Annotated in this window: 21 protein-coding genes, 1 pseudogene and 1 riboswitch; of the genes and pseudogenes, 2 read left to right on the forward strand and 20 right to left on the reverse strand. The window is 58.0% G+C overall.

Features of this window, described 5'->3' with window-relative positions; genetic code table 11:
• Positions 1 to 28: 28 nt before the first annotated feature.
• The 20 genes and pseudogenes from HY795_06885 to HY795_06980 all read right to left on the reverse strand — a co-directional run bounded on the left by HY795_06885 (position 29) and on the right by HY795_06980 (position 20,259).
• Positions 29 to 847, reverse strand: a complete 819-nt coding sequence (locus HY795_06885; protein ID MBI4804944.1) for a hypothetical protein — start codon at positions 845 to 847, stop codon at positions 29 to 31.
• Complete coding sequence (gene hemB, locus HY795_06890; GenBank protein ID MBI4804945.1) at positions 847 to 1,824, reverse strand: porphobilinogen synthase; 978 nt, start codon at positions 1,822 to 1,824, stop codon at positions 847 to 849. Before hemB ends, HY795_06885 begins: the two co-directional genes overlap by 1 nt.
• A 337-nt stretch (positions 1,825 to 2,161) precedes the next feature.
• Entirely contained in the window at positions 2,162 to 3,343 is a 1,182-nt protein-coding gene (gene ahbC, locus HY795_06895; GenBank protein MBI4804946.1) for a 12,18-didecarboxysiroheme deacetylase, read from the reverse strand.
• Between the two features lie 165 nt (positions 3,344 to 3,508).
• Positions 3,509 to 4,237: a hypothetical protein gene (locus HY795_06900; GenBank protein ID MBI4804947.1), complete on the reverse strand. Its 729-nt coding sequence runs from the start codon at positions 4,235 to 4,237 to the stop codon at positions 3,509 to 3,511.
• 53 nt (positions 4,238 to 4,290) lie between these two features.
• Positions 4,291 to 4,626 (reverse strand): hypothetical protein, encoded by a 336-nt coding sequence (locus HY795_06905; protein ID MBI4804948.1) that lies wholly within the window; start codon positions 4,624 to 4,626, stop codon positions 4,291 to 4,293.
• A 1,330-nt stretch (positions 4,627 to 5,956) separates the two neighbouring features.
• Positions 5,957 to 6,067: pseudogene (locus HY795_06910) on the reverse strand (zinc-ribbon domain-containing protein).
• Between the two features lie 64 nt (positions 6,068 to 6,131).
• Positions 6,132 to 7,274: a glycosyl transferase family 2 gene (locus HY795_06915; GenBank protein ID MBI4804949.1), complete on the reverse strand. Its 1,143-nt coding sequence runs from the start codon at positions 7,272 to 7,274 to the stop codon at positions 6,132 to 6,134.
• Positions 7,268 to 8,332 carry a glycosyltransferase family 4 protein gene (locus HY795_06920; protein ID MBI4804950.1) on the reverse strand — a complete coding sequence of 355 codons (1,065 nt, stop codon included), beginning with the start codon at positions 8,330 to 8,332 and terminating at the stop codon, positions 7,268 to 7,270. Before HY795_06920 ends, HY795_06915 begins: the two co-directional genes overlap by 7 nt.
• Positions 8,333 to 8,472: 140 nt before the next feature.
• Positions 8,473 to 8,991, reverse strand: a complete 519-nt coding sequence (fliS, locus tag HY795_06925) for a flagellar export chaperone FliS (protein MBI4804951.1) — start codon at positions 8,989 to 8,991, stop codon at positions 8,473 to 8,475.
• Between the two features lie 23 nt (positions 8,992 to 9,014).
• On the reverse strand, positions 9,015 to 10,697 hold the full coding sequence (gene fliD, locus HY795_06930; protein ID MBI4804952.1) for a flagellar filament capping protein FliD: 1,683 nt from the start codon (positions 10,695 to 10,697) through the stop codon (positions 9,015 to 9,017).
• 141 nt (positions 10,698 to 10,838) lie between these two features.
• Entirely contained in the window at positions 10,839 to 11,726 is an 888-nt protein-coding gene (locus tag HY795_06935; GenBank protein MBI4804953.1) for a flagellin, read from the reverse strand.
• A gap of 222 nt (positions 11,727 to 11,948) precedes the next feature.
• Positions 11,949 to 12,836: a flagellin gene (locus HY795_06940; GenBank protein ID MBI4804954.1), complete on the reverse strand. Its 888-nt coding sequence runs from the start codon at positions 12,834 to 12,836 to the stop codon at positions 11,949 to 11,951.
• 214 nt (positions 12,837 to 13,050) lie between these two features.
• Positions 13,051 to 13,752, reverse strand: a complete 702-nt coding sequence (gene cobI / locus HY795_06945; GenBank protein ID MBI4804955.1) for a precorrin-2 C(20)-methyltransferase — start codon at positions 13,750 to 13,752, stop codon at positions 13,051 to 13,053.
• Entirely contained in the window at positions 13,752 to 14,621 is an 870-nt protein-coding gene (locus tag HY795_06950) for an ABC transporter substrate-binding protein (protein ID MBI4804956.1), read from the reverse strand. Before HY795_06950 ends, cobI begins: the two co-directional genes overlap by 1 nt.
• Positions 14,621 to 15,376: an ABC transporter ATP-binding protein gene (locus HY795_06955; protein MBI4804957.1), complete on the reverse strand. Its 756-nt coding sequence runs from the start codon at positions 15,374 to 15,376 to the stop codon at positions 14,621 to 14,623. The genes HY795_06950 and HY795_06955 overlap by 1 nt, the downstream gene beginning before the upstream one ends.
• Positions 15,369 to 16,361 carry an iron ABC transporter permease gene (locus HY795_06960; GenBank protein MBI4804958.1) on the reverse strand — a complete coding sequence of 331 codons (993 nt, stop codon included), beginning with the start codon at positions 16,359 to 16,361 and terminating at the stop codon, positions 15,369 to 15,371. The genes HY795_06955 and HY795_06960 overlap by 8 nt, the downstream gene beginning before the upstream one ends.
• 11 nt (positions 16,362 to 16,372) lie before the next feature.
• Positions 16,373 to 17,269 carry a sirohydrochlorin cobaltochelatase gene (locus tag HY795_06965; protein ID MBI4804959.1) on the reverse strand — a complete coding sequence of 299 codons (897 nt, stop codon included), beginning with the start codon at positions 17,267 to 17,269 and terminating at the stop codon, positions 16,373 to 16,375.
• A gap of 139 nt (positions 17,270 to 17,408) precedes the next feature.
• A riboswitch (cobalamin riboswitch) is annotated at positions 17,409 to 17,591 on the reverse strand.
• Between the two features lie 118 nt (positions 17,592 to 17,709).
• Positions 17,710 to 18,495, reverse strand: coding sequence for an aminotransferase class IV (locus HY795_06970; GenBank protein ID MBI4804960.1), 786 nt, complete (start codon positions 18,493 to 18,495; stop codon positions 17,710 to 17,712).
• Positions 18,492 to 19,757 (reverse strand): anthranilate synthase component I family protein, encoded by a 1,266-nt coding sequence (locus HY795_06975; protein MBI4804961.1) that lies wholly within the window; start codon positions 19,755 to 19,757, stop codon positions 18,492 to 18,494. Before HY795_06975 ends, HY795_06970 begins: the two co-directional genes overlap by 4 nt.
• Positions 19,726 to 20,259 carry an aminodeoxychorismate/anthranilate synthase component II gene (locus tag HY795_06980; protein MBI4804962.1) on the reverse strand — a complete coding sequence of 178 codons (534 nt, stop codon included), beginning with the start codon at positions 20,257 to 20,259 and terminating at the stop codon, positions 19,726 to 19,728. Before HY795_06980 ends, HY795_06975 begins: the two co-directional genes overlap by 32 nt.
• Before the next feature lie 55 nt (positions 20,260 to 20,314).
• Between HY795_06980 and HY795_06985 the strand changes: the two genes are divergently transcribed.
• The gene (locus HY795_06985; protein ID MBI4804963.1) at positions 20,315 to 21,316 is read left to right on the forward strand and encodes a permease; all 1,002 of its coding nucleotides are present in this window, start codon (positions 20,315 to 20,317) and stop codon (positions 21,314 to 21,316) included.
• Positions 21,313 to 22,092: a DUF1980 domain-containing protein gene (locus HY795_06990; protein ID MBI4804964.1), complete on the forward strand. Its 780-nt coding sequence runs from the start codon at positions 21,313 to 21,315 to the stop codon at positions 22,090 to 22,092. Before HY795_06985 ends, HY795_06990 begins: the two co-directional genes overlap by 4 nt.
• The last annotated feature ends 57 nt before the right edge of the window (positions 22,093 to 22,149 follow it).

A 22,149-nucleotide genomic window follows, 5' to 3' on the forward strand; every position in this document is an offset into this window, starting at 1 on the left:
ACTACCTGTAGTTTTAGCACAAGTTCAGTTAAATTTGATTATCTTTTGGTTCTTTACGCAATTCTCGGCATATCCCTATAATGCCATGAACTCTATCGTAACTATCTTTTTCAGAATATTTAATAATATCATTTATAAATGAATCAACCAAACACAATGATACGTCATCAAATATATTAAACGCCTTCCAAAAGTACCCTTCTGGGATTGGAACCGGAGAAAGTTCACATTTATCCTTCGAAACACACACTTTGCCCTCATCATCGATCACTATATCAAGAAAGCACTGATCGTGGACCAATGCGTTTCTCAGTTCAAAGACGTTAAGAAAAGATTGATAATCCACATCAGAAATATTTATCTTTAATCCAAATGATTTTTTAAGAAATTTCAACCTATCCTTCATTGTCATATATGACAACTTCTTGCACTTTACATCGACGACTGAACGCTTTAGAGCGGAAATTGACTTTGCATTTTCTATTGCATTCCAGTCGGCGGAAAGAGAATCTCTTACCACCCCTGGATGATATAAAATCAGCAATTTAGTTATACTGTCAACGTACGACTCAAATACACTAACTAAATAAACTATACTACTTGCCAATGAAATATATTCATTTGACGACAACTCATCATCTAACACACGTCCTAAAAAACCATGAAATCCCTCAATACAGAGCCTTCCCTCGGAATTCTCATCACTCTTAGGTTCAGTTTTTAAGTAATGTAATATTGTTTTATGCTGAAAAATCCTCGCATTCATCAAGCGGACTAAACCCGTACCATAAGCCATACTAAGACTGATAAAAGCATGATAAAACCTTTTCTGTCTTTCATCATCCATCACAGAAGCTCCGCCAGAACTTCTTCAGTAAAATAGGATAAAATCAAATCCGCGCCCGCGCGTTTGATGGACGTGAGCGACTCCATCATGACCGCTTGTTCGTCGATCCAGCCGAGCTGGGCCGCAGCCTTGATCATGGAATACTCGCCGCTCACCTGATAGGCGGCCACGGGCAGGTCGTAATTATCGCGCACCAGCCGGATGATGTCCAAATAGGGCCCGGCGGGTTTGACCATCAAAAAGTCCGCCCCCTCGGCCACATCCGCCGAGGCCTCGCGCAGGCCTTCGCGCCAGTTGGCCGGGTCCATCTGGTAGGATTTGCGGTCCCCGGACTTGGGCGCTGATTCAGCAGCCTCCCGGAAGGGGCCGTAGTACGCCGAAGCGTATTTCACTGCGTAGGACATAATGGGAATATTCTCATGTCCCTTGGCGTCCAGCGTAGCTCGAATGGCAGCAACTCTGCCGTCCATCATATCCGACGGAGCCACGATGTCCGCCCCGGCTTCGGCGTGCGACAAGGCCACCTTGGCCAACAGCTCCAGGGTCGGGTCGTTCAGGACCTGCCCTTCGTCGGTCAGAATGCCGCAATGTCCGTGGGAGGTGTACTCGCACAGGCACACATCCGTGACCACCACCAGGGCCGGAAATTTCTTCTTGAGTTCGCGAACGGCGCGCTGCACCACGCCGTTCTCGGCGTAGCCCTGGCTGCCCACCGGGTCCTTGTCCCTGGGGATGCCGAACAGGATGACTGACTTGAGGCCCTTGTCCACTGCCTTGGCCACGCGCTCCACCAGGGCCTTCATGCCAAGCTGGTTCTGGCCGGGCATGGCCCCGATGGGCTTGACCATGTCCTCGGGGCCGGTTTCGGCCACGAAATAGGGCATGATCAGGTCGTTCCGGGAAAGGGCGGTCTCGCGGACAAGGTCGCGCAAGGCTGGGGTGCGGCGCAGGCGGCGGCCGCGATGGAAGTCGAACATGGGGTTTCTCCTGGCCTGTATTGCTGGAGAGGGCCTGGGCTGCCAGAGAGGGCGCCGCCCTCTCTGAACTCTCCCGCCAGGGAACTTCGTTCCCTGGACCCATCATAGCTTCGCGTTGAGATTCGCCAATTTGGCGTACCCCCGCGGTTCTTTTGCTTATCTCGCCGCTTCGGCGATGGCGATCCGCAGGAAGAAGCCGCTTTGGGCGTTCCCGGCGGCTGACCCGCATCAGATTCCACCCAACTCACGACTCCCGCGAACCCATTGCCGGGGTCCGGGGGGGAGGCTCTCCCCCCAGCGGGTCCAAGGCGAAGCCCTGGCCTTCTCTTACTCGCTCTTATTTCCTGATCTCGTCGTCAGTCAGGTAGCAGGCGGGGTCCTGGGCCCAGACGTCGCCGTAATAGGCTTCGGCTCGGGCGCGGAAGTTGCCGCCGCAGATGTTCAGGAAGCGACAGTCAGCGCAGCGGCCGCCAACGTACTTCTTTTTCTCCTTCAGCTTGGAGAGCAGCTCGATATTGGGATCGTCCCAAATCTGCGAGAAAGGCCGCTCCAGGACGTTGCCAAAGGTGTGGATGCGCCAGAACTGGTCGGCGTGAACCTGGCCGTCCCAGGAGATGCAGCCGATGCCGCGCCCGGAGTTGTTGCCCTCGTTGTACTGGAGCAGCTCCATGACTTCCTCGGCGCGCTTGGGATCTTCCTTGAGCAGGCGGAAGTACACGTAGGGGCCGTCCGCGTGGTTGTCCACAGTGAGAACTTCTTTCTCGTGCCCGGCTTCGAAGAGAGCCCGGGTTTTATCCATGATCAGGTCCACAACCTGACGGGTCTCGGCATGGTCCAGATCTTCCTTGATGAGTTCCGAGCCGCGCCCGGAATAGACCAGGTGGTAGAAACAGATGCGGGGAACCTCGAGGTCGCGGATCAGGTCGAACAGTCCCGGGATCTCGGTCCAGTTGCGCTTGTTGATGGTGAAGCGCATGCCCACCTTGAGGCCTTCGGCCTTGCAGTTCTCGATGCCCTGGATGGTCTTCTTGAAGGAACCGGGCACACCGCGGAACTTGTCGTGGATTTCCTCCAGGCCGTCCACGGAGATGCCCACATAGGAAAGGCCAACATCCTTAAGCTCGCGAGCTTTCTCCTTGGTGATGAGCGTGCCGTTGGTGGATATGACCGCGCGCATGCCACGACCCACGGCGTGGTGGGCCAGCTCGACAAGATCCTTGCGGACCAGCGGTTCGCCGCCGGAAAAGAGCATGACCGGCGCACCGTAGGCGGCCAGGTCGTCGATCATGGTCTTGGCCTGATCGGTGTTGATGGGATCGCTGCCGGATTCGTCGATGGCCTTGGCGTAGCAGTGGACGCATTTCAAGTTGCAGCGTTTGGTCATATTCCAGACCACCACCGGCTTCTTGTCCTTGGAGAACTGAAGCAGGTGGGAGGGGAGCTTGCCGGAGTGGCGGCCGTAGCGCAGTGCGTCGGATGCTTCCACGGTGCCGCAGTAAAGCTTGGAGATGCCGATCATGCTATGTCCTCGATTGTTCTTTTAGGTGGGGGGGTGCTAGCATTTTTCCCCCCGGCCCGAAAGGACCTGGATCACATTTTTAATGGACAAAAGCCTTCCCCGATTCAGAGGAAGGCTTTCGTTTAGACAGATTAAATTAAGACAGCAAAAACATTCGGCAAGATGCTAGTTCTCCAGCTTGGAGCTCTGGAGCGGCTGTTTCGGCGGGGGCGGCGGGGAATGCTCCTTGGGGACCGCAACCTGAACGGATGTTGCCCCGGAAGACTGGAACTGCAGCCCGGTGTTCCACTTCTTGATCGGTCCGCCCGTATCATGGGCCAGGGCGGTCATGATGGACCAGAGCGGATCCTGGGGCATGCGGCTTTCACGCTTGAACAGCACGAAGTCCGAACTGCGGTCCGGGTCCATGCGCCCTGCCTGGGCCATGGACCAGATACGCTGCCCGGTGTTCACGTCGAATATTTCAAAAGAGAGGGACACCGCGGAATCCGAACGGGTGCCACCAGCCAGGATGTAGGCCAGACGGCCCGTAACAACGCAGTCCGCGCCACGATCGCGCCCCACAAGTATGGCCTGCTCAGTCGTGAGGCCTTCCATGGAGGGTTCGTAGAACAGCGTTGGAAATACTTGGTCCTGGCTCCAGGTGTTGGCGAATATTTCGGTGAGCTGTTTGGAGAGGTGCCTGGCATTATAGACGTCCTGCTGCACGGCAAAGGGCAAGACCACAGCCTTGAACGGCCTTGAGGGGGCGTTCATAGGTTGAATGAACACTGAGGGATTATTGCGTTTCACGTGGATGTCCACATAGACGATGGGCTGCTCGGCGAGCTTTGGGTCCAGGGCGCAGGCGGGGAGAAAGACGGCCAGCGCCAAAATCATGGCGATACGTTTCATAAGGGCTCCTCGTGGGAGTTTTTACTCGGTTTCAAGCAAGAACCGGACCTTCCCTACTGCGGCCTGGTGGTTGGCGGAGGGGCGGTGGAGACGGTGTCCATGAGCTGCGTTTTGGAATGGAGCAGGCTCTCGCGCAATTCCAGGCGTTTTTTCAAAGGTAGAAGTCTGAATTCTGGCTTGGCTGTCAGCTCATCGAGCTGATCCATCTCTTCGCGAATATTTTTTATCTTCGTTTGGAAGGATGACTCCTCGGGCCACACGCGTGAAGCGATCTCTGCGAGCTCACGCAATTCCCTGGAGAGATCCCGAAAGGCTTTCGGACCGGTGTCATTGGACATCCGCCGGCGCTGAAGCGCTTTTTTGATGCTGCGCGTAAGCCAAGCAAACATGCCATTCCTCCTATCTGCGCGTAATGAGCACGTGCAAGATGGCGAAGGAAGCCATGAAGAACAGGGACCACTTGACCAGCACCGACGCGAGTACCTGAGGATAGCCAGCCTGATGGAGCTTTTTAAGCCCAATGGCCTGAAGCGTCATGTGCCAGATCAATATAACAGGAATAAGATAGGAATACGGCACTGGCAAGGCCGTAAGAATCCAAGGGCCTCCAGAGTAGCAGATCGTGCGGAAGGTTTCGTCGAAAGGCCTGGTGGCGGATCGCAGAAGGCCCAGCAGCAGATGCGCCAGTGCGGCGTCCAGGAAAACGAAGCCAATCAGTACGATAGGAGAGAGTCCCAGCAGGGCCAAACCGCCCAGCGCCCCGGACCCAAGGCCTTGGAAGCCGTCGGTGCGCCCAAGCTCGTACAGATTCGGCCCAAGCCCGAAATAATTCCAGATGAGCCCGAAGAGCATGGACACAACGCATAAAACCATGGCGAATATCAGAGGACGCAGCTTGCCGGATACGTGAGGCAGTTGGTCGAAAAAATCGCCGGGCTTGAGCAAAATGCTTTTGATAGTGTTCAGGAATGCGGGAACAACGCCGTAGTGCTCCAGTTGCTCCCAGGGAGCGCCTGAATCCGAATGAACGGCAGCGGGTGCGACCGACTCCCCCTCAGGCTGGCGGTACGCTCCGGCCGCAACATTGGTCTCGCCGCCCATGGCTTGGAGCCTGGCCCAAATGTCTCGCACGGAGTCTTCTCCGGCCACCGCTTCGGAAGGCTGCACCTCAGCCTGATGCGGCTGTTCCGACTGAATCCCCTCGTTCCCGGAATCGGTGGAACCGGGTTCCGGCATTGCGTACTCAGGTGGCAACGGTTCATGCTCAACCGGCGCAGGATGGGGAGGAAGGTTCCTTTCTATTACGGGGGAAGCAAGAGGCGATGCGGCTTCGGACGTTTCTTCATACGCCCAGACCGCCTCCGGAGCAGGGCCTGGCAAAGAATCCCCAATGGGCTCGTATGCAACGGCACGGGGGGGAGTGCCCGGAGATTGATCGCCCAGCCTGCCGAAATCCGGAGCCCCCTGCTCCGCAGGGTCTACCGATCTGGACGGTTCGGGATCTGGCAGCCAGCGGGCTTGAGGTCTTGGGGGCAGATGACCGTAATGTTCGGGCTCCCCGGAATGATCCACGGCATAGGAACGCTGGGTCCTGGGTTCATACGGGGCGGATTGGGTATACGCAGGGGGGTCCGGTTCCACCGTTGGACGGGACGGCCTCGGAGGATACACGGGCTCATCCGGCGCATCGTCCTGAGGGGACGGCGCCTGAAGGCCCCTGAACCGGAAGCGGAACTGGCACTTGGGACAGGTGGCTATGCTGGAGCGGGCCGGGACTTTATCCGCAGGGATGTCCCGGCTGTAGCCGCATTGCGGGCAGACGATGCGCATCGGTAACCCTTCATAGGCTTAAGGCCTGCCAAGGCATTAGCCCGCCTCGGCCTGCAAATCAATGTCAAAGGGGCTGGAAACTGACCGTTTCCGGCCAAGTTCCGATAATTGGATGCTCCGTAAGCGAAGAAAAGAACGAGTCCTCAAGCGTGGGGTACACCAAATTCTGCCTGTGCAGCCTCTGGAATCCTCCTGCGGCATCGAACAGCGCATGCTTGCGTGCCAACGTTTCCGGGGTTTTAAGGACATCGCTCAGGTGTCTGATCGATGCACCCACAACCAGTCCGGTTGGACCGCTGAGTCCCTCGAGCCGTTCATGCACCGGGCGGACGAAACGAATTCCGGGATTGTTCTTGAACAAGCGAATCTGCAGGTCGGGCCACAATCCCCAGCCAATCTTGATCCCCGTGTTCGTCACCGCCATTCGCGGAAAGGCGAAGCAGTTGCACTCATTAACGCCAAGAAGATGTGGAAGAATATCGACAAGAGATGGGGCCAGCCTTTCGTCGCCATCCAGATAAAGTACCCAGTCCCCTGTACAGGCGGACAGCATCCGGTTGCGCTGCGCAGCGAAATTCCTCTCCAACCTATGCGCCAAATGCCTGACCGGCACAGGAGAAGCCGGGACGGCATCCGGAACGCTATCACTGTCCCAAACAACCACAGCCTCTGACGCTGCCGTGGGCAGCGCGGCGAAGAAATCCTCTAGTTCAGGCTCGTCCGGGTGGAGGATGGCTGACACACTAAGACTCGCATTGCTGGCCCTTTTAATTGGGTCAATTGGCGAGAAAGACGCGTGGAGTTTTTGGATCATCTGAAAGCGGCTACGTGTCTTAGGATCGTCTATCTCGGGATTTAGGATGCAGGAGGCACTTTCCCGAAAAAGCCCAACAGAAAACAACAACCAAACCAAGGCCACCGGCGAAGTATCCACCAGAAGCGGCAAGCCATCCCCGACACCCCGAGCCTTCTCCGGATACAACTCGCAGACAGTAAAACCGGTACCAGCTGGCAAAACACTGGCCAGCTTCCTTGCTGTCTCCCCATTACCCACGCCCAGCAACACGCAGTGCCCCGAACGGAGTGCTTGTCGCAAAATGATGTCCAAAACTCCGGGGGATGCCGGTTTAGTCTCGTAGCTGCCCCCCCCATCGCCTAGCTGGAAGGAAAGCAAAGCCCGTGAGTATTGCTCGAATGCGCTCAGCATGGCCGTTCCAAAAGTTCTGTATAAATATCAGCCAACTGACCGGCTATTTCCTGAGCCCGGTACAGCCTGCGAGCCTTATCCTTTCCGGATAGCCCCATGCGCTTTGCTGCATCCGGGTTGCGCCACAACCACACCATGGCCCCGGCATAGTCTTCAGCCGTCTGGGCCACCAGACCGGTGACGCCGTGCTCCACAAGCTCCAACTGGGCGTTGTCTCTGTTTCCCTCCGCGGGATGCGTGACCACCGGAAGCCCGGAGGCCATGGCCTCGGCAATTGCCATGCCGAAAGATTCTCCCGTGTCGTTGGCATGAGCCAGGAGGCTCACTTCCCCGAAAAATGCTGCCAGCTCTTCGTCCCGCCCGGCCTGAGGCAGGAGTTGCACATTGTCCCGCAAGCCCTTTTCCTTGACGAACGCTTCAAATTGAGGGGTTGCGCCGATCACCAAAAACCTGAAACCGGGCTCCAACGTTTTCACTATGGGCAGGGTTTCAAACACCAGGCGGGACCACTTGCCGGGGTCTGGTCGCGAAAGCCTGCCGGCGGTCGGAGAGCTAAAATCTCCCGGAGTTGCAAGACGCCCGAAAAGATCGGTGTCCACAGGATTATAGAGCACCCGGTACCGGGCCAGGTTCACCTTCGAGCCATGATGGGACGCGAACCTACCCAAGCAGAAATGGGAAACGAACAGGTGCATGTCTATGGTGTCAGCCAAGGGCGAATCATCCAACCTGCCAAAGACGTTCGTCTCGACAACCACCTTCGGCCTATAGCGTTTAATGGGCCTCATGAGGCCGGATTCAGCCCAGCCAGCCCTGTGAACATGAACAATTTCCGGTTTCAGACGCTCGAGGGTGGCAAGCAGGTCCCCACCCAGAATAACAGGCACTCCCGCTTCCTTCAGTAGACTTCGGCGTTCACCGTCGGACACGCTGAAAACAAAAGGGGAAAACCGGGAGCGGTCCAGGTTCGAGACCATGAGCTGCATGGCTTTTTCAGTGCCACCGAGGCCAAGAGAATTGACCACGTGCAGGACGCGGACAGGCAGGCTTGCCGACATGATCGAAGTATCGCCCGAAATGTCCTGGCAGTCCAGCGGGGCAGCTTCGGGCGATCTCAGCTTTTCAGGCACTCCTGTGCCGCCAAGAGAAAACCCGGCGCCCGGACGGCCCTCATTGGGAGTCGGGAGTGGGTTCGTCGCTAGCTTGCTTCCTTTGTGGCCTGGGCTTGGGAGTAGGCCGCAAAGGCCTTGTGGGCAGGGGCCCCCGCGGAAGGAGCCGCGAGCCCTGAGGGGGGGAGGAGAGTTCCGGTCGCCCGGGCGGCCTGCGTTGGTCCTGGCGAAGCCGGAACGAATTCAGGCGTGTTAATCTGGGAGAACGCGTCTCGGACACCGGTTAAGATGCGGGCGACTTCGTCCAACATGTTCTGGTCCATGTTCATGTTGGCCGCCAGCAGTTTGGTGGAGCACAGGAGGTAGAGCTTGCGCAGATTCTCAGCGACCTCACCGCCCTTTGCCGAGTTCAAGCTTCCCTGCAATTCTGACAGAATATCGAGGGCTTTGGATATAAGTATCCCTTTTTCCGCATAGTCTTTGGCGGCCATCCGCTCTTTGGCCCGCCCGATGAACTTGAGCGCGCCGTCGAAAAGCATGATGAGCAGGTCTCCCTGAGTGTTGGTGGTTACCTGGGTCTGCAAGTATGCTTGTGCTGCCTTTTGCATAACGACTTCTACCTCGCGGCAAGCTAATCTTTTGTAATCTGTGTAATTTGCGATGTCAGCTGAGACTGCAACTGACTGTACTTCCCTAAGAGAGTGTCCAGCCGGGAGTACTGGTCCTTGAGGCGTGCCGCCATTCTGGCAATGCGTACGTTCTCGTCGTCGATCTTCTTCTGTATGTTATCGGCAATCGTGACATAGTTTTTCTGTAGGATGTTAAGCGTCCCATTGTCAGCATTTGTCAGCGTGGCGAGTTCATCAACCAGTTCGCCGCTTTTTCCCAAACGCAAATTGACGTTGTGAGTATATGTTCCGTCGGTGAGATTGTTGACCCTTATCACCAAACCTGCCTCGTCTTTTCCTGAAGCACCCGTAATGAAGGCCGAATTGGAGCTAAAGATCGCTGCGTGCCCGTTGATGGTTGCGGAGGTGATTTTGCCACCCGCAACCGTATAGCTGACGGGATAGGTTCCGGCCTTGGTTATTCCGCTGATATACGAGGAGTAGGTTATGTTTGCGCTATTTGTGTCGCCTATGTACTGGGCGGAAAAAATCTTGCCAACGGCATATGCGTTGGATGCAAGAGCGGCTCGCAACTTCGTTTCGTCCAGGAGTATTTGTCCCAGGGTGGCTGATCCTTCCGTCGCGTCCGTGGTCAATCCAAGCGGAGCTAGCGAAACATAGGTATCGATGTTGCTGTCAAAACCTATGCCAGGCGCGGCTGTAATATTCTTCATGATGGTGTCGATCATCTGCAGGCCATAGTTGCCCGTCAGTATCGACCCTTCCTTGGAGTTGGGGTCGTACTTGGTGAGATCCTGGATCTGCTTGCGTACGACGTTGACCTGGTTGACGAAGGTGCGCACGTTTTCCACCACGGCGTTGATATCCGTTTCCACGGTTATCGTTCCGGCCCCGGAGGATTTGAGATTGAGCGTGATGCCCGCGAGCACATCCGTGACCGTGTTAGACGCCCTTGAGATATAGGCGTTAGAAAGCGGCCAACCGTTTATCTTGAGTTTGGCGTCCTGGTTGTTCTGCGTGGTAAGGAAATTCGAGCTGCCGAAACCAGGGAGCGTGGTGCTCCCGGAAATGGTCAAGCTGGCATTGGATCCAGTGTCCAGACCGCGAAGTTGAAGATAATAGTTGCTTCCATCGAATATCGTGGTCGCTCGTACACCGTTGTTGGCTGAGTTCGTATTGATGATACTGGCCAGATCCGCAAGGGAAGCGGTGGCCGGAACCGAATTGGATACCGTGACGCCCTTATAAGAGTAGACGAAGTTCGCCGCTGTTCCTAATGAATTGATGTTCTGGGTGAGCGTCGCGTACCCTGAGCTGGTGACCATCATCTTGTTCTTAGCCAATTGCTGAACCGAATAGGTGACCGTTCCGGTCTCGGCTTCACCGCCCGCGGTGGCGGTAAGAGTCGTTGTGTTGGAGGAAGTCGCGCCTTTCTTGAGGAATTCGCCGATGGTGTCTATTCCCTGCAGTGTGGTCCGCAGGGAGAGCATCTTGGAATTCAGGTCCTTGAAGGCTACGTTTTTGTCGAGCCAGGACTGCTTCCAGGTCTGGTAGGTCTTGACGCGGGTCTGCTCGACCTGGACCAGCTTGTCGATGAGCGTGCCAAAGTCCGTTCCGCTTCCAAGACCCTGGAAGTTTATTTGGCCGGAAGTTGTAGTGCCGGTAGTGACATCTCCGATCGACATGGCTTTTCCCCTAGGAATTTTTTGCCTGGCTCTTCGCCTTGACCGGAAGATAGCAATCATCGCGCCGAGTGCGCGAAACGGCCGAGCCGCTCAAGCGACCCGGCCGTTGTTTTCTGGTTTCCCCCTACCCGGTAGCTACCGCTAGCCGAGGAGCTGCATGGCCATCTTGGGCAGGCTGTTGGCCTGCGACAGCATGGCCACCGCGGACTGCGACAGGATCTGCTGGCGGACGAATTCGGTCATTTCGGTCGCCACGTCCACGTCGGAGATCTGCGATTCGGCGGCCTGGGTGTTCTCGGCCTGAATCTGCAGGTTCTGCACGGTGTTGGACAGCCTGTTCTGCAGGGCGCCAAGGTTCGCGCGGATCTTGTCCTTGGACACGATGGCCTTGTTGATCTGATCCAGGGCACGCTGGGCCAGATCCTGTGTGGAGATGGTCCTTCCGTTGGAACCGGCCGCGCCAATGCCGACGCCAAGGGCGGAGGCGGTGGAGGTGTTAATCTGGACGTAGTAGTAGTCCTCAGCCGAGAGGTTGCCGGCGCCGAAGTGCACCTTCAGCTTGCCAACGGCAGCCAGCCCGGCGCCATCGTGGGTAGAGCTGGAGAGGTTACCGTTGAGCAGATAAATGCCGTTGAAGTCCGTGGCGCTGGCGATACGGGTGATTTCCGAAGCCATGGCCTGATACTCGGAGTCGATGATCAGGCGCTGGTCCGAGGTGTAGGTACCCGTGGCCGCCTGGGTGGCCAGTTCCTTCATGCGGATGAGCTTTTCGTCGATAACGCCCAAGGCTCCGTCCGCGGTCTGGATCATGGAGATGGCGTCGTTGGCGTTGCGCACACCCTGGTTAAGAGAAGCAATGTCAGCGCGCATAAGCTCGCGGACCGCCAGACCCGCTGCGTCGTCAGCCGCGGTTCCCACACGCAGACCAGAAGACAGGCGACGGGTAGACACGCCAAGGCTTGAATACGACTGCGAAAGGTTGCGAGACGCATTCATTGCCATCAAGTTGTGGTTGATAACGAGAGACATGGTTCTTCCTCCGTGAATTAAGCTTGGCATCCTTGCCAGACAACCCCGCCGGGAACCTTTCCCATCCGTCCGGGTCCCTGACCCGTCCGTGGCGAGGTGCCATTGTCCCTCATATCGACCAGCTCTATTTTTCCTTTAGGGTCTTTTTCACTTTCCCAATTGAAAAGGCCGGGCCGCTTTCGCGACCCGGCCCACGGAGGAGGGAGTCTCTCGTTCCCTCTTTTACCCGAGAAGCTGCAACGCCATCTTAGGCAGGCTGTTGGCCTGGGAAAGCATGGCCACCGCGGACTGCGACAGAATTTGCTGCCGCACGAATTCGGTCATTTCAGTAGCCACGTCCACGTCGGAGATCTGCGATTCGGCAGCCTGGGTGTTCTCGGCCTGAATCTCCAGGTTCTGCACGGTGTTGGACAAGCGGTTCTGCATGGCGCCAAGGTTCGCGCGGATTTTGTCCTTGGACACGATGGCCTTGTTGATCTGATCCAATGCCCGCTGAGCCAAATCCTGGGTGGAGATGGACAGGCCGTTGCTGGAAGCGGCGCCCATGCCGATGCCGAGAGCTGAGGCGGTGGCATTGTTAATCTGGACGTAATAGTAGTCCTCGGCGGAAAGGTTGCCAGCGCCGAAATGCACCTTCAGCTTGCCTGAAGCCTGCAGGCCGGCTCCGTCGTGGGTTCCGCTCGAAAGGTTTCCGTTCAACAGATAGATACCGTTGAAGTCGGTCGCCTTGGCAATACGGGTAATTTCCGATGCCATGGCCTGGTATTCGGAGTCGATGATCAGGCGCTGGTCCGAAGTGTATGTGCCCGTGGCCGCCTGTGTGGCAAGCTCCTTCATACGAATGAGCTTTTCGTCGATAACGCCCAGAGCTCCGTCCGCGGTCTGGATCATGGAGATGGCGTCGTTGGCGTTGCGTACGCCCTGGTTGAGAGAAGCGATGTCTGCGCGCATGAGCTCGCGGACGGCCAAACCGGCTGCGTCGTCGGCAGAGGTGCCGACCCGGAGACCGGAAGACAGGCGGCGAGTGGACACCGCCAGGCTGCTGTACGATCCGGAAAGGTTCCGGGCCGCGTTCTGAGCCATCAAGTTGTGGTTAATGATAAGAGCCATTACGATTCCTCCTTGAATTACGGTGGCATCCTTGCCGTGCGTGGCTTCTCCCCTCCCCCCGGAAGGGTGCCACGCTCTACTGCACCCTTTCTGGCGTACTTATCGTTCACCCGGGGAGAATCTTTAGAGCAGCGCTTTAAGAAATCGTGAACAACAAAGAGAGGTTGCCCGAACACATCGGACAACCACCTGTAATTACAAAGCTTTAATGGCGCTATTTTTTTACGAGCAGAAGCGAGAAATAAGGCGGCCGTTCTGGACAATCAGCCAGCCCCCGAACAATGGCTTGGCCTTCAAGGCCACATTGGCTGACGAGAACGGCGTTTTCAGAAAGCCCCATGGCGCTAAGCATTTCCCGAAGCGCGGGGAAACTTCGATAGGCCTTCAGTATTACCGCGCTGTCGCAGGCCTCAAGAGCCTGGCGTAAGCGTTCTGGTTCATCCACGCCAGAGAGAATGGCCAGGTTCTGACCGGACTCGGCGAGCCCGAATCCGGCGGCTGCGGCAGCCGCATGGATGGAACTCACTCCGGGAACTATCTCCACCGCCAAATCCGGAAGAAGATTTTGCATGGTTCGCCAAAGATAGAGAAAGGTTGAGTAGGTCATGGGGTCGCCCAAGGTGATGAAGGCCGCGTCCTCCCCCTTGGAGAGGTGATCGATAACCAGAAGGGCGTTGGTCCGCCATGCCTCTTCCAGGACAACCGGGTTCCTGGTCATTGGAAAACCCAGCCGGATCACTGGCGTATCCGGGCGCATGTGGGGAGCCGCTATGGACAGAGACAGGGAATGATCATTCTTCGTTGAGGCGGCCGCAAAGACCACTCCTACATGGTTCAAAACTTTTACAGCCTTCAAAGTGAGCAACTCCGGGTCTCCCGGCCCAACCCCCACCGCATAGAGCGTGCCGCGTTCCATCAATTGCCCCCGGCCATTGCAAACATCTCTGGGTACAGAATCGCCGCCACCTGGTGTATCCCCTCCAACAGCCTCGGCGTTGGACGGCTGACCAGGGCTTCATCAACAAGATACACGCGCCCCTCACGTACCGCCTTCAGGCTCTTGAGACCCGGCGTGCCCTGTATCTCCTCGACGCTTACCGGGTTCATGGGCCCTTTCTGAGCCAAATACACATCCACGGAATCTCCGAGGGCGATAATCCGCTCCAGGCCGTAATGAGCCACATTGAATTCCTGCACAGGGTCCGCATCCGGAGCAGCGTTGATCCCTCCCCCCGATTTGAGAACGAAGGCCGCCATGGAATTCGGACTCACCGTCTTCATTTGGCGGTGGATTGCTTCAAAAAACACACGCTTGCGGGACTCGGGAGGGATGGCATCCACCCTCCGGGCAAACTCCGCAAGCCCCTGGAGAAACCGGGCCACCATGGCGCCCGCCCCGTCTTCGCGGCCGGTGAAGCGGCCCAGGGAAAGCCAATAGGGTTCGATCTCCTCGGAGGTACTCGGAAGTATACAGGCCACGGTGATTCCCATACTCTCGAGCTGCTGAAGAAGGGCCGGATGCGTGGACCGGTGCATGGGCCTGGCCAGAACAAGATCCGGCTTCAAGGCCACAATGGCCTCCGCTCCATCGCGGGCGCTCACCACCGGGAGAGAACCCATCGGTTCACTGACCCCAACGAGAACATCACCCGCCCCCATGGCCACGAGATTCTCTGCATGGGCCGGATAGAGGCTTACCACGCGCCTATAGGTGCGCTCCCCAGCCCAGGTGGACCAAGGAAATATCAGCAACACAACAAGTATGCACACCATCCGCAACCGCATCATTCCTCCAAAAACCGTACATGCCGCCCGTCGATCCGGGCCCGCACGCCAAACACCCGGGCCACATTCTCAGGCGTAAGTACATCGGGGGTGGCTCCATACGCCGCAATGCCCCCGGCATCAAGCATGAGCATCATGGGGCAGAACATGGCGGCCAGATTGAGATCGTGGAGAACCACCGCCACCGCTGCCTTGAGCGTGACCGCCAGCGAGGTGAATGCGCGCATGGCCATAAGCGCATGCCTGATATCCAGGCCTGCGGCAGGTTCGTCGAGCAGGTAGACGCCCCCCCCCTGGGCCAGGGTTCTGGCCAGGGCAACCCGGCGTTTCTCACCCCCGGAAAGATTCGTTACCGACCTGTCCGACAGATGGACCAGGTCCATGGCGGAAAGGGCGCGGCCAGTAGCTCCTTCGTCCTCCAGAGAGAGGGAGCCGAACCTGGACACCCAGGGATGACGCCCCATCAGTACGGCTTGGCGGACAGTGAATCCGAAGCGCTCTTCCGATTCCTGCGGTGAATAGGCTATCCTCCGGGCTATCTCACGCCGGGAACAGTCCGCCATGGGGCGTCCGTCCAGCAGAATCTCGCCCCGGGAAGGCGCAAGAATGCCCGCCATGCAGCGCAGGAGTGTGGTTTTTCCAGCGCCGTTGGGGCCCACTATGGCCAAAGCCTCACCAGGACGAAGCGACAGGCTCACTCCTTGAAGCGCCAGGGTATTCCCGCGTCGGACCTGGACAGACCGAGCTTCAAGCACCGACGCGTCCCCGCACGAAGAGCAGACAGAAATACGGTCCTCCCAGCATGGCCGTGAGCACGCCCACCGGAACCTCGTGAGGCAGAAGGGTCCTGGAAACCGTATCCGCCCCCAGGAGCAGAAGCATTCCGCCACAAGCGGCTAAGGGCAGCAGCCGGGAATGTACCGGCCCTGCGGCCAGACGCACGATGTGGGGCACTATGAGCCCCACGAAGCCCACTATGCCGGAAACCGCGACGCAGCAGGCGGTCATAAGGGCCGCGGAGCCCAGGAGGAAAAGGCGGGTACGAGACACCGACACCCCAAGGGCAGCGGCCTGTTCATCCCCCAAGCACAGTGCGTCCAGATCCCTGGAAAGCAGCAGGGCAACAGGAAGGCAAACACATACCCCAGCCCAGGCTATTCCTGCTTCGGCCCATGTTTTCGCGGAAAGACCGCCCATGAGCCAGAACACCAGCCCAGCCACATTTTCCCCAGCCAGAAACTTCACAAAACCGATGGCCGCTTGCAATGTGGCCGCCACCATGACTCCGGCCAGAACCAAGGTAAGAGTGTCGAACCCCCCCCCCGCCCGGGCCATGAGTAGGACCACCGTAAGGGCAGCCACGGATCCCGCCAAAGTGCACACCGGCACGGACAATACTCCAATCCCGGTGAATCCCGTCAGCAGGCAGAGGCAAGCTCCCAAAGCCCCTCCGGCGGAAACTCCCAGGGTATAGGAATCCGCAAGAGGGTTTCGTAACACTCCCTGGAATATCCCTCCCGACACGGCCAGACCGCAGCCAACCGCCAAGGCCGTGGCGACTCGCGGCAAGCGCACGTCCCAGACCAAGGCCACAGCCATGTCCGGAACTCCGACCATCCACTCCGAGCGCGCCAGGAGTTTGCCTCCCAGGATTCTGACCGTGTCCAGAGGTTGGACAGGCACGGTCCCGCTCCCGGCGGCCATAAGAGCCAGGACCACCAGGACAGGCACCAACAGCATCCAGGACCTTGTCAACGCGCTTTCTCCATGGCAGCCCGCGCCCGCTCAGCCAGCATGTCAGCAAAGGCATCCACTTCCCCCAGACCCCGCAACCGGCAATCGACCGAGTAGCCGGATTTCTCAAGGACAGATTTCCAGGAGTCCTTCTCCGGGCCGCAGAGGTCCTCTGAAGCATGCACTCCGGCACCGAAAAGCAGCGGAAGGAGCAAGACTTTCTTCGCCCCGCGTTTCTTCAAGCCGGCCTGGACGTCCGCAATACCAGGTTTTGATTCCAGGGTCCCAGCAAGGATCACCACGCCCGGATAGGTTCGAGACATTGTCTCCTGAAACGTCTTGACCTCCTGGGCCTGCCATTTTGGATTCCCATGGGACGCATACACCAGCGCGGCTCCGTTGCTCTTGGCCTCCAGCACGTCCCCGGACAAGGCCCCTGCCGTTTCGGCAACTGAAACGGCATCCCCGGACCGGGACCGGCCGAGGGCCGTGTCGCCCAACACGATCATGGCGAAAGGCGGCTTGTTTCCGCCAGTTTTTACCAGAGAGTTTAGAGCAGCCGACAAGGCGCGCAAATCTTCATATTCGGCGCCGGCGCTCACGTGCAAAGGCTGGATCAGTATGTTGCGGTAGCCTTCGTCCCCGAGTTGGGCCATGGCCGTCAACACTCCAGGAGCCTTGAGGGACATAATGGCGTGGCGGCTGGTGAGACCGACTCGCACCGGAATGCCCGGCAAAGAAGCCTCGACCCGGGACTTCACTTTGTCCACTCCGGCCATGCCCTCAGGCTTGGTGGAGCCGAACACCGCCAAAACCACGGCCCACTGTTGCTTTGACTTTGCGGGCTCCTGGGCCAGCGCCACCGATTGAAGGGCGAACAAAAGAAGTAAGATGGAAAGAGCCAGACGTTTCATCACATCCTCCTCGGGAGTGGACGGTTACAGCCATCCGAGGAAGCGGGATGAGCCCAATACAAGCGCCCAGGAGCATGGAAGAAAGAAGAACCTGGAATGCGTTTGCGCGTGGGCATGTGGCCGCCGTCTCTCGCAAGGCCGACACGGAACTGGCCTGGGCAGGTCTTCTGGCTCACGGATCAACCTACTCCCCGCGCCTTCCCGCCTTGCGGCAGTGGTCTATGCGGCTTTCGTCCCCGTTTACAGCGGCGGGACCGCTCCGGAATTACACCGGATTCCCTTTTGTGCCCCAACGCGGGGCACCCAGGCGCTCAAAAGCTAGGGCAAAACTTGAGGCATGTCAAAACCAGGCCCGGCTTTTCCATGCCTCGTCCGGGCTTGATGGCATGAGGAACAACTCTTTTTGACCCTTCGCCACAAGGAACAAAAGGGCAATCCGCTTACTCGTCGAGCCCGAGCAAGTGTCTAAGGAGGGGGCGGCATGTCTTCCAGTCGGGTTCATACCGCACAGCGTCAATTTGTATGACAGGCTGTATTCCTCCGAGGCTGTTCAGCCAATAAACATGTTTGAACTCCTGGATGCTCCCCAAGTTCACTTCCACCTCATCAATCGGCAGGAGCCCTCTGGCGGCTTCGAGGGTCAAACTCGGGAGCCGGAAAGGAGTGCGGCTGACATAAAACCCATGTTCGTCCGAAAAGAGCAGTGCGGCGCTGGCAGCCTCCAGGACGAGGCCGCCCTTCCCCAAGAGCACCGCATCGTCCATTCCTTCCCGCTGGGCGTGTTCCCAGGCCAGCCTCTGGTGCAGATTGGCCATGGTCTTGTGGCCGCACAGATACGATTCGTGAACATTCGGGTAAACTGAAAGCTTGCGAACGCCATCGAGGTCGATGGCATGCGCCATGACCGTGACACAGAGACTGGCTTTCGCACCAGGCAGGTCCTGAAAGCCGAAAAGGTTGACCCGTGCTGTCTCGCCGGCCAGCCCGTTGGCCAAGGCCACATCGAGAACCACTCGCCGCAGCTGCGAACCACCAGGGATGTCGTGCGGAATACCCAAGGCGTCTAGGCTTGAAACCAACCGTTCAACATGGCGTTCGAAACGCGGCAACTGATGCACATGGTGCAGGACAGTCTCGAAGACACCCATCCCGCAACGGAAAGCCGGCCCCACAAGATGGAGGGGGGCGGCATCCTCGACCAGATGCCCGTCCAACCACGCGATCATTGCCGTTTCCTCCTGCCCAGAGCCAGAAATTTTGCGGCTTTCGCCAGGGTTTCCTCATACTCTGTGTATGGGTCTGAGTCCACAACGATGCCGCTTCCGGCATGAAAGCTGAAGATCGATCGGTTCTCATCGACCACGGCTGTCCTGATGGCAACCGAGCTGTCCAGGTCGCCGGGGCCGTGGACGGCCACCAAGCAGCCACAGTAGGCCTCGCGGTGGTGCGGTTCCAACCCCGCGATGATCTCGACTGCCCGCTTTTTGGGGCATCCGGTTACTGAGCCTGGAGGAAGCGCGTCCCACAGAAGGTCCAATGCCGTTGATCCAGGCCTGAGTCTGCCCGTAACATTGGAATACATCTGCAAGAGCCCATCCACCTCGAAAACGGACTTGTGTCCCTCAACACCGACGGATCCGTACTCGCAATGGGGGCTCACATCGTTCCGGATAAGATCCACAATCATAGACAGTTCGGCATCCTCCTTGTTTGAGGCGCGCAGCGCGCGGACTTCCGCCAGCAGGGGTGTTCGGGCAAGCCGGGTGCCTTTAATGGGCTGACTGAGAACTCGTCCCTGGCAAACCTTGATAAACCTCTCCGGCGACGTTGAGAGAATTGTGAACGGGCTGTCGTAATACAAAGCGTAAAATGTTGCTGGATGTACCTCCATCAGCTGGGTGAAGAGGCTCATGGATTCGAGACCCGCCGGCCTTTCGGTTTCAAAGCGAATGGAAAGGTTCAGTTGATAGACGTTGCCCGCGAGAATATGCTCCACTGCGCTACGCACTCTCTGTTCAAAGGCTTCGCGGTCCAGCGATGCCCGCACGGGGGAAACGAGCTCAGGAATCTCCGCGTGGAAACACCGCTTCCCCCGCAGGAGCCGCTCTGCGTGAAGGGCCAGGGTGGCGTTCTGCGCGAAAATGTGCACCGTTCGGGCGCCGGAGCCAGGCGAAAGAACGACCCCGTATTTCCTGAATACTCCAGCGGGAAAATCCGGCTCAGGCAGAGAGAGCCCGAGCCCGCTGAACCCGGCATGATAGCTCAGAAAGCCCAAAGCCGGACCGGGGGTTGAGAAACAATACTCCTTGAGCCCCTCCCTGCCTCCATCCTGACCACACCTCCATTCCGACACTGGCCAAAGCCCCACCATACCGCTCACGGAAGAACCCGGCATTGGCGGAGTAAGAAACACGTCCGGTTTTTGCGGGGCCAGGACGCTCAGCCAGGAAAGCCCGTCAACCGGACAGGAGCATCTGTAGGGCGTCACGTATGATCCCCTCCCCCTGCGGCGTCAGAAAAGATTCCGGGTGGAACTGAAGGCCTAATACAGGAAGCCTCTTATGTTTGGCGGCCATGGGAATGCCCTGAAATTCAGCCAGAACGTCCAGGTCTGCAGCCACCTGGCTCAAGTAGAGTGAATGGTACCGGGCTGCCTCAATCTCCTTTCCGAAGAGGGTAAATCGGCTGATACGGCCATGGATGCAGCCCTGAAGACGATCCACAGCCCCTCCGAAGTGGACATTTATTATCTGGAGTCCGAGACAGATGCCGAGCACCGGTCGTCCGGGTCCGAAAAGCCCCTTGTAGCCCGGATAGTCGTCCGGATGGCCTGGCCCAGGCGAAAGTACCGTTACATCGTACCCATGGACCATCTCCGGAAAAAACGTAGCGTAGGGAACAATGACGGGAACAGACCCGGACGCAGCCACAATCAGATGTTCCAGGTTGCGGGTGAAGCTGTCTTTGTTGTCGACCATCAGTATGCGCATGCAGGCTCTGGGTAGTGAAGGGGACCATAGCGGTCAAGTATGTTGACCGCACAGCATGCCCGGAGTATCGGGCTCGTCTTGGAGAAAACGCAACGTGCCGACACCTGAAAACATCGACCTCTTCGCGCAGCTGTGCGTGGCCATTCTGCTTGAGGCCTCGCCGTTTCTGCTCCTGGGCGCCCTGGCGTCCGGATTCTTCGAAGTCTTCGTGCCCCGGGAAAGCCTGGAACGGTTGATGCCAAAATCTCCTCTAGCCGGAGTGTTGGCGGGAGTATTCCTCGGCATGGTGATGCCTTGCTGCGAATGCGGCATTGTGCCGCTCATCAGACGCCTTCTGGCCAAAGGCGTCCCCCCGGCCACGGCCATGACCTTCATGCTGGCCGGACCTGTTATCAACCCGGTGGTGCTCGCCTCCACGTTCGTGGCCTTTCAGGGTGACCACAAGATCGTTGTCCTGCGCTGCGCCCTGGTTGGGCTTGTGGCCATTGTGATCGGCTACACACTGCGCAACAGACGCCCGGAAGACATGCTGCTTGCCAGGTCCGGTTCGGATCATTGCGCCTGCGGATGCACCGGGGAGCCTGACCTGTTCGGATCCCTTTCGGACGCGGTGCCCTTGGCCCAGGCGAACACTCCATCCCTGACCAAACGCTTTGACCATGCGCTGCGCCACGCCCAGGCGGATTTTCTGGACATGTTCAAGATTCTCGTGTTCGGCGCGATCATTGCCGCAGCCTTCAAAACACTGGCCCCAGCAGGACTCATCACTCTTTTGGAAAAGGACCTGCTCCTTGCCGTGACAGGCATGATGGCCCTGGCCGTAACACTTTCCTTGTGCTCCCAGGCGGACGCGTTCGTGGCCGCTTCTTTCACTGGCTTCCCCATGGCCGCCAGCCTGGCCTTTCTTTCCCTTGGGCCAATTCTTGACTTCAAACTGGTGCTCATGTGGCAGAGCGCGTTCAAAAAGGACGTGGTTCGCCTTCTTATTGTGGTGCCGGCCGCAATGGTCTTTGCAGCGTGCCTTCTTCTTGGCTCGTATGGGAGGATCGGTTCATGAACACACGCCGCACACTCCCTGGACTCGTCGAGGCATCATGTCTTTTGGGCTTGGCCTGTTTCCTGGCCTATTTGATCATTGGCGGGAACTACTGGATGTATTTAAACCCCAAGTTCAAGAGCCTCTCCTGGGCAGCGGCGGCTGTACTGGCTGCCCTGGGAGTATACTCGCTGCTGCGGCCTCCCATCGGGGCCACATGGTTCAGGGCCGCGATTTACGTGTTCGTTCTCGCCCTCTGTGGCATGAGCGAAGTAGGGCTAAAAAGATGGGCTTCGGCGTCTGGGATCGATTCCGCAGCTGCCTTGCAGGAAGCCCCGCAACTGCCCTCCCGGGTCACTCAGGGCGGAGTAGAGTACGTGCGGATAAACCTTGGGGAACTTTACGATATCGCTGCCAATGCCAAACCTGATAAATTGGGATTGAACTACGCTGTCAGGGGATTCGTTCGCCGCTCTCCCGAGATGGACGCCAAGGGAGAATTCGTTCTCTACAGGGTGGCCCTCTACTGCTGCTATGCGGATTCGACCGCCGTGGGCTTCAGGGTTCTAACCCCGCAGGGCATTCCCTTGCCGGAGAATGGAACATGGTTGGTGGCCTACGCAGGCCTTGCCTCAGTCAAGGAAACTAAAGAAACACCCCAGGCCTCGATGGAAGGATCGGCGTTCTCGTCCGTGCAGCCTGACTACCGGCTCGATGCCCGCCGGCTCGAACCCGAGAAGGCCCCGGGCATGGGCATGATGTACGAATGGCGGTCTGAGGAGCCCTACGCGTACTAACCTTGGGACTTCTGCTGGCTTAAAAACCCAGGGTTTCCAGTCTGCCCATCGCTCATA

Source organism: Desulfovibrio sp., assembly GCA_016208105.1.
Taxonomy (GTDB): domain Bacteria; phylum Desulfobacterota; class Desulfovibrionia; order Desulfovibrionales; family Desulfovibrionaceae; genus Fundidesulfovibrio.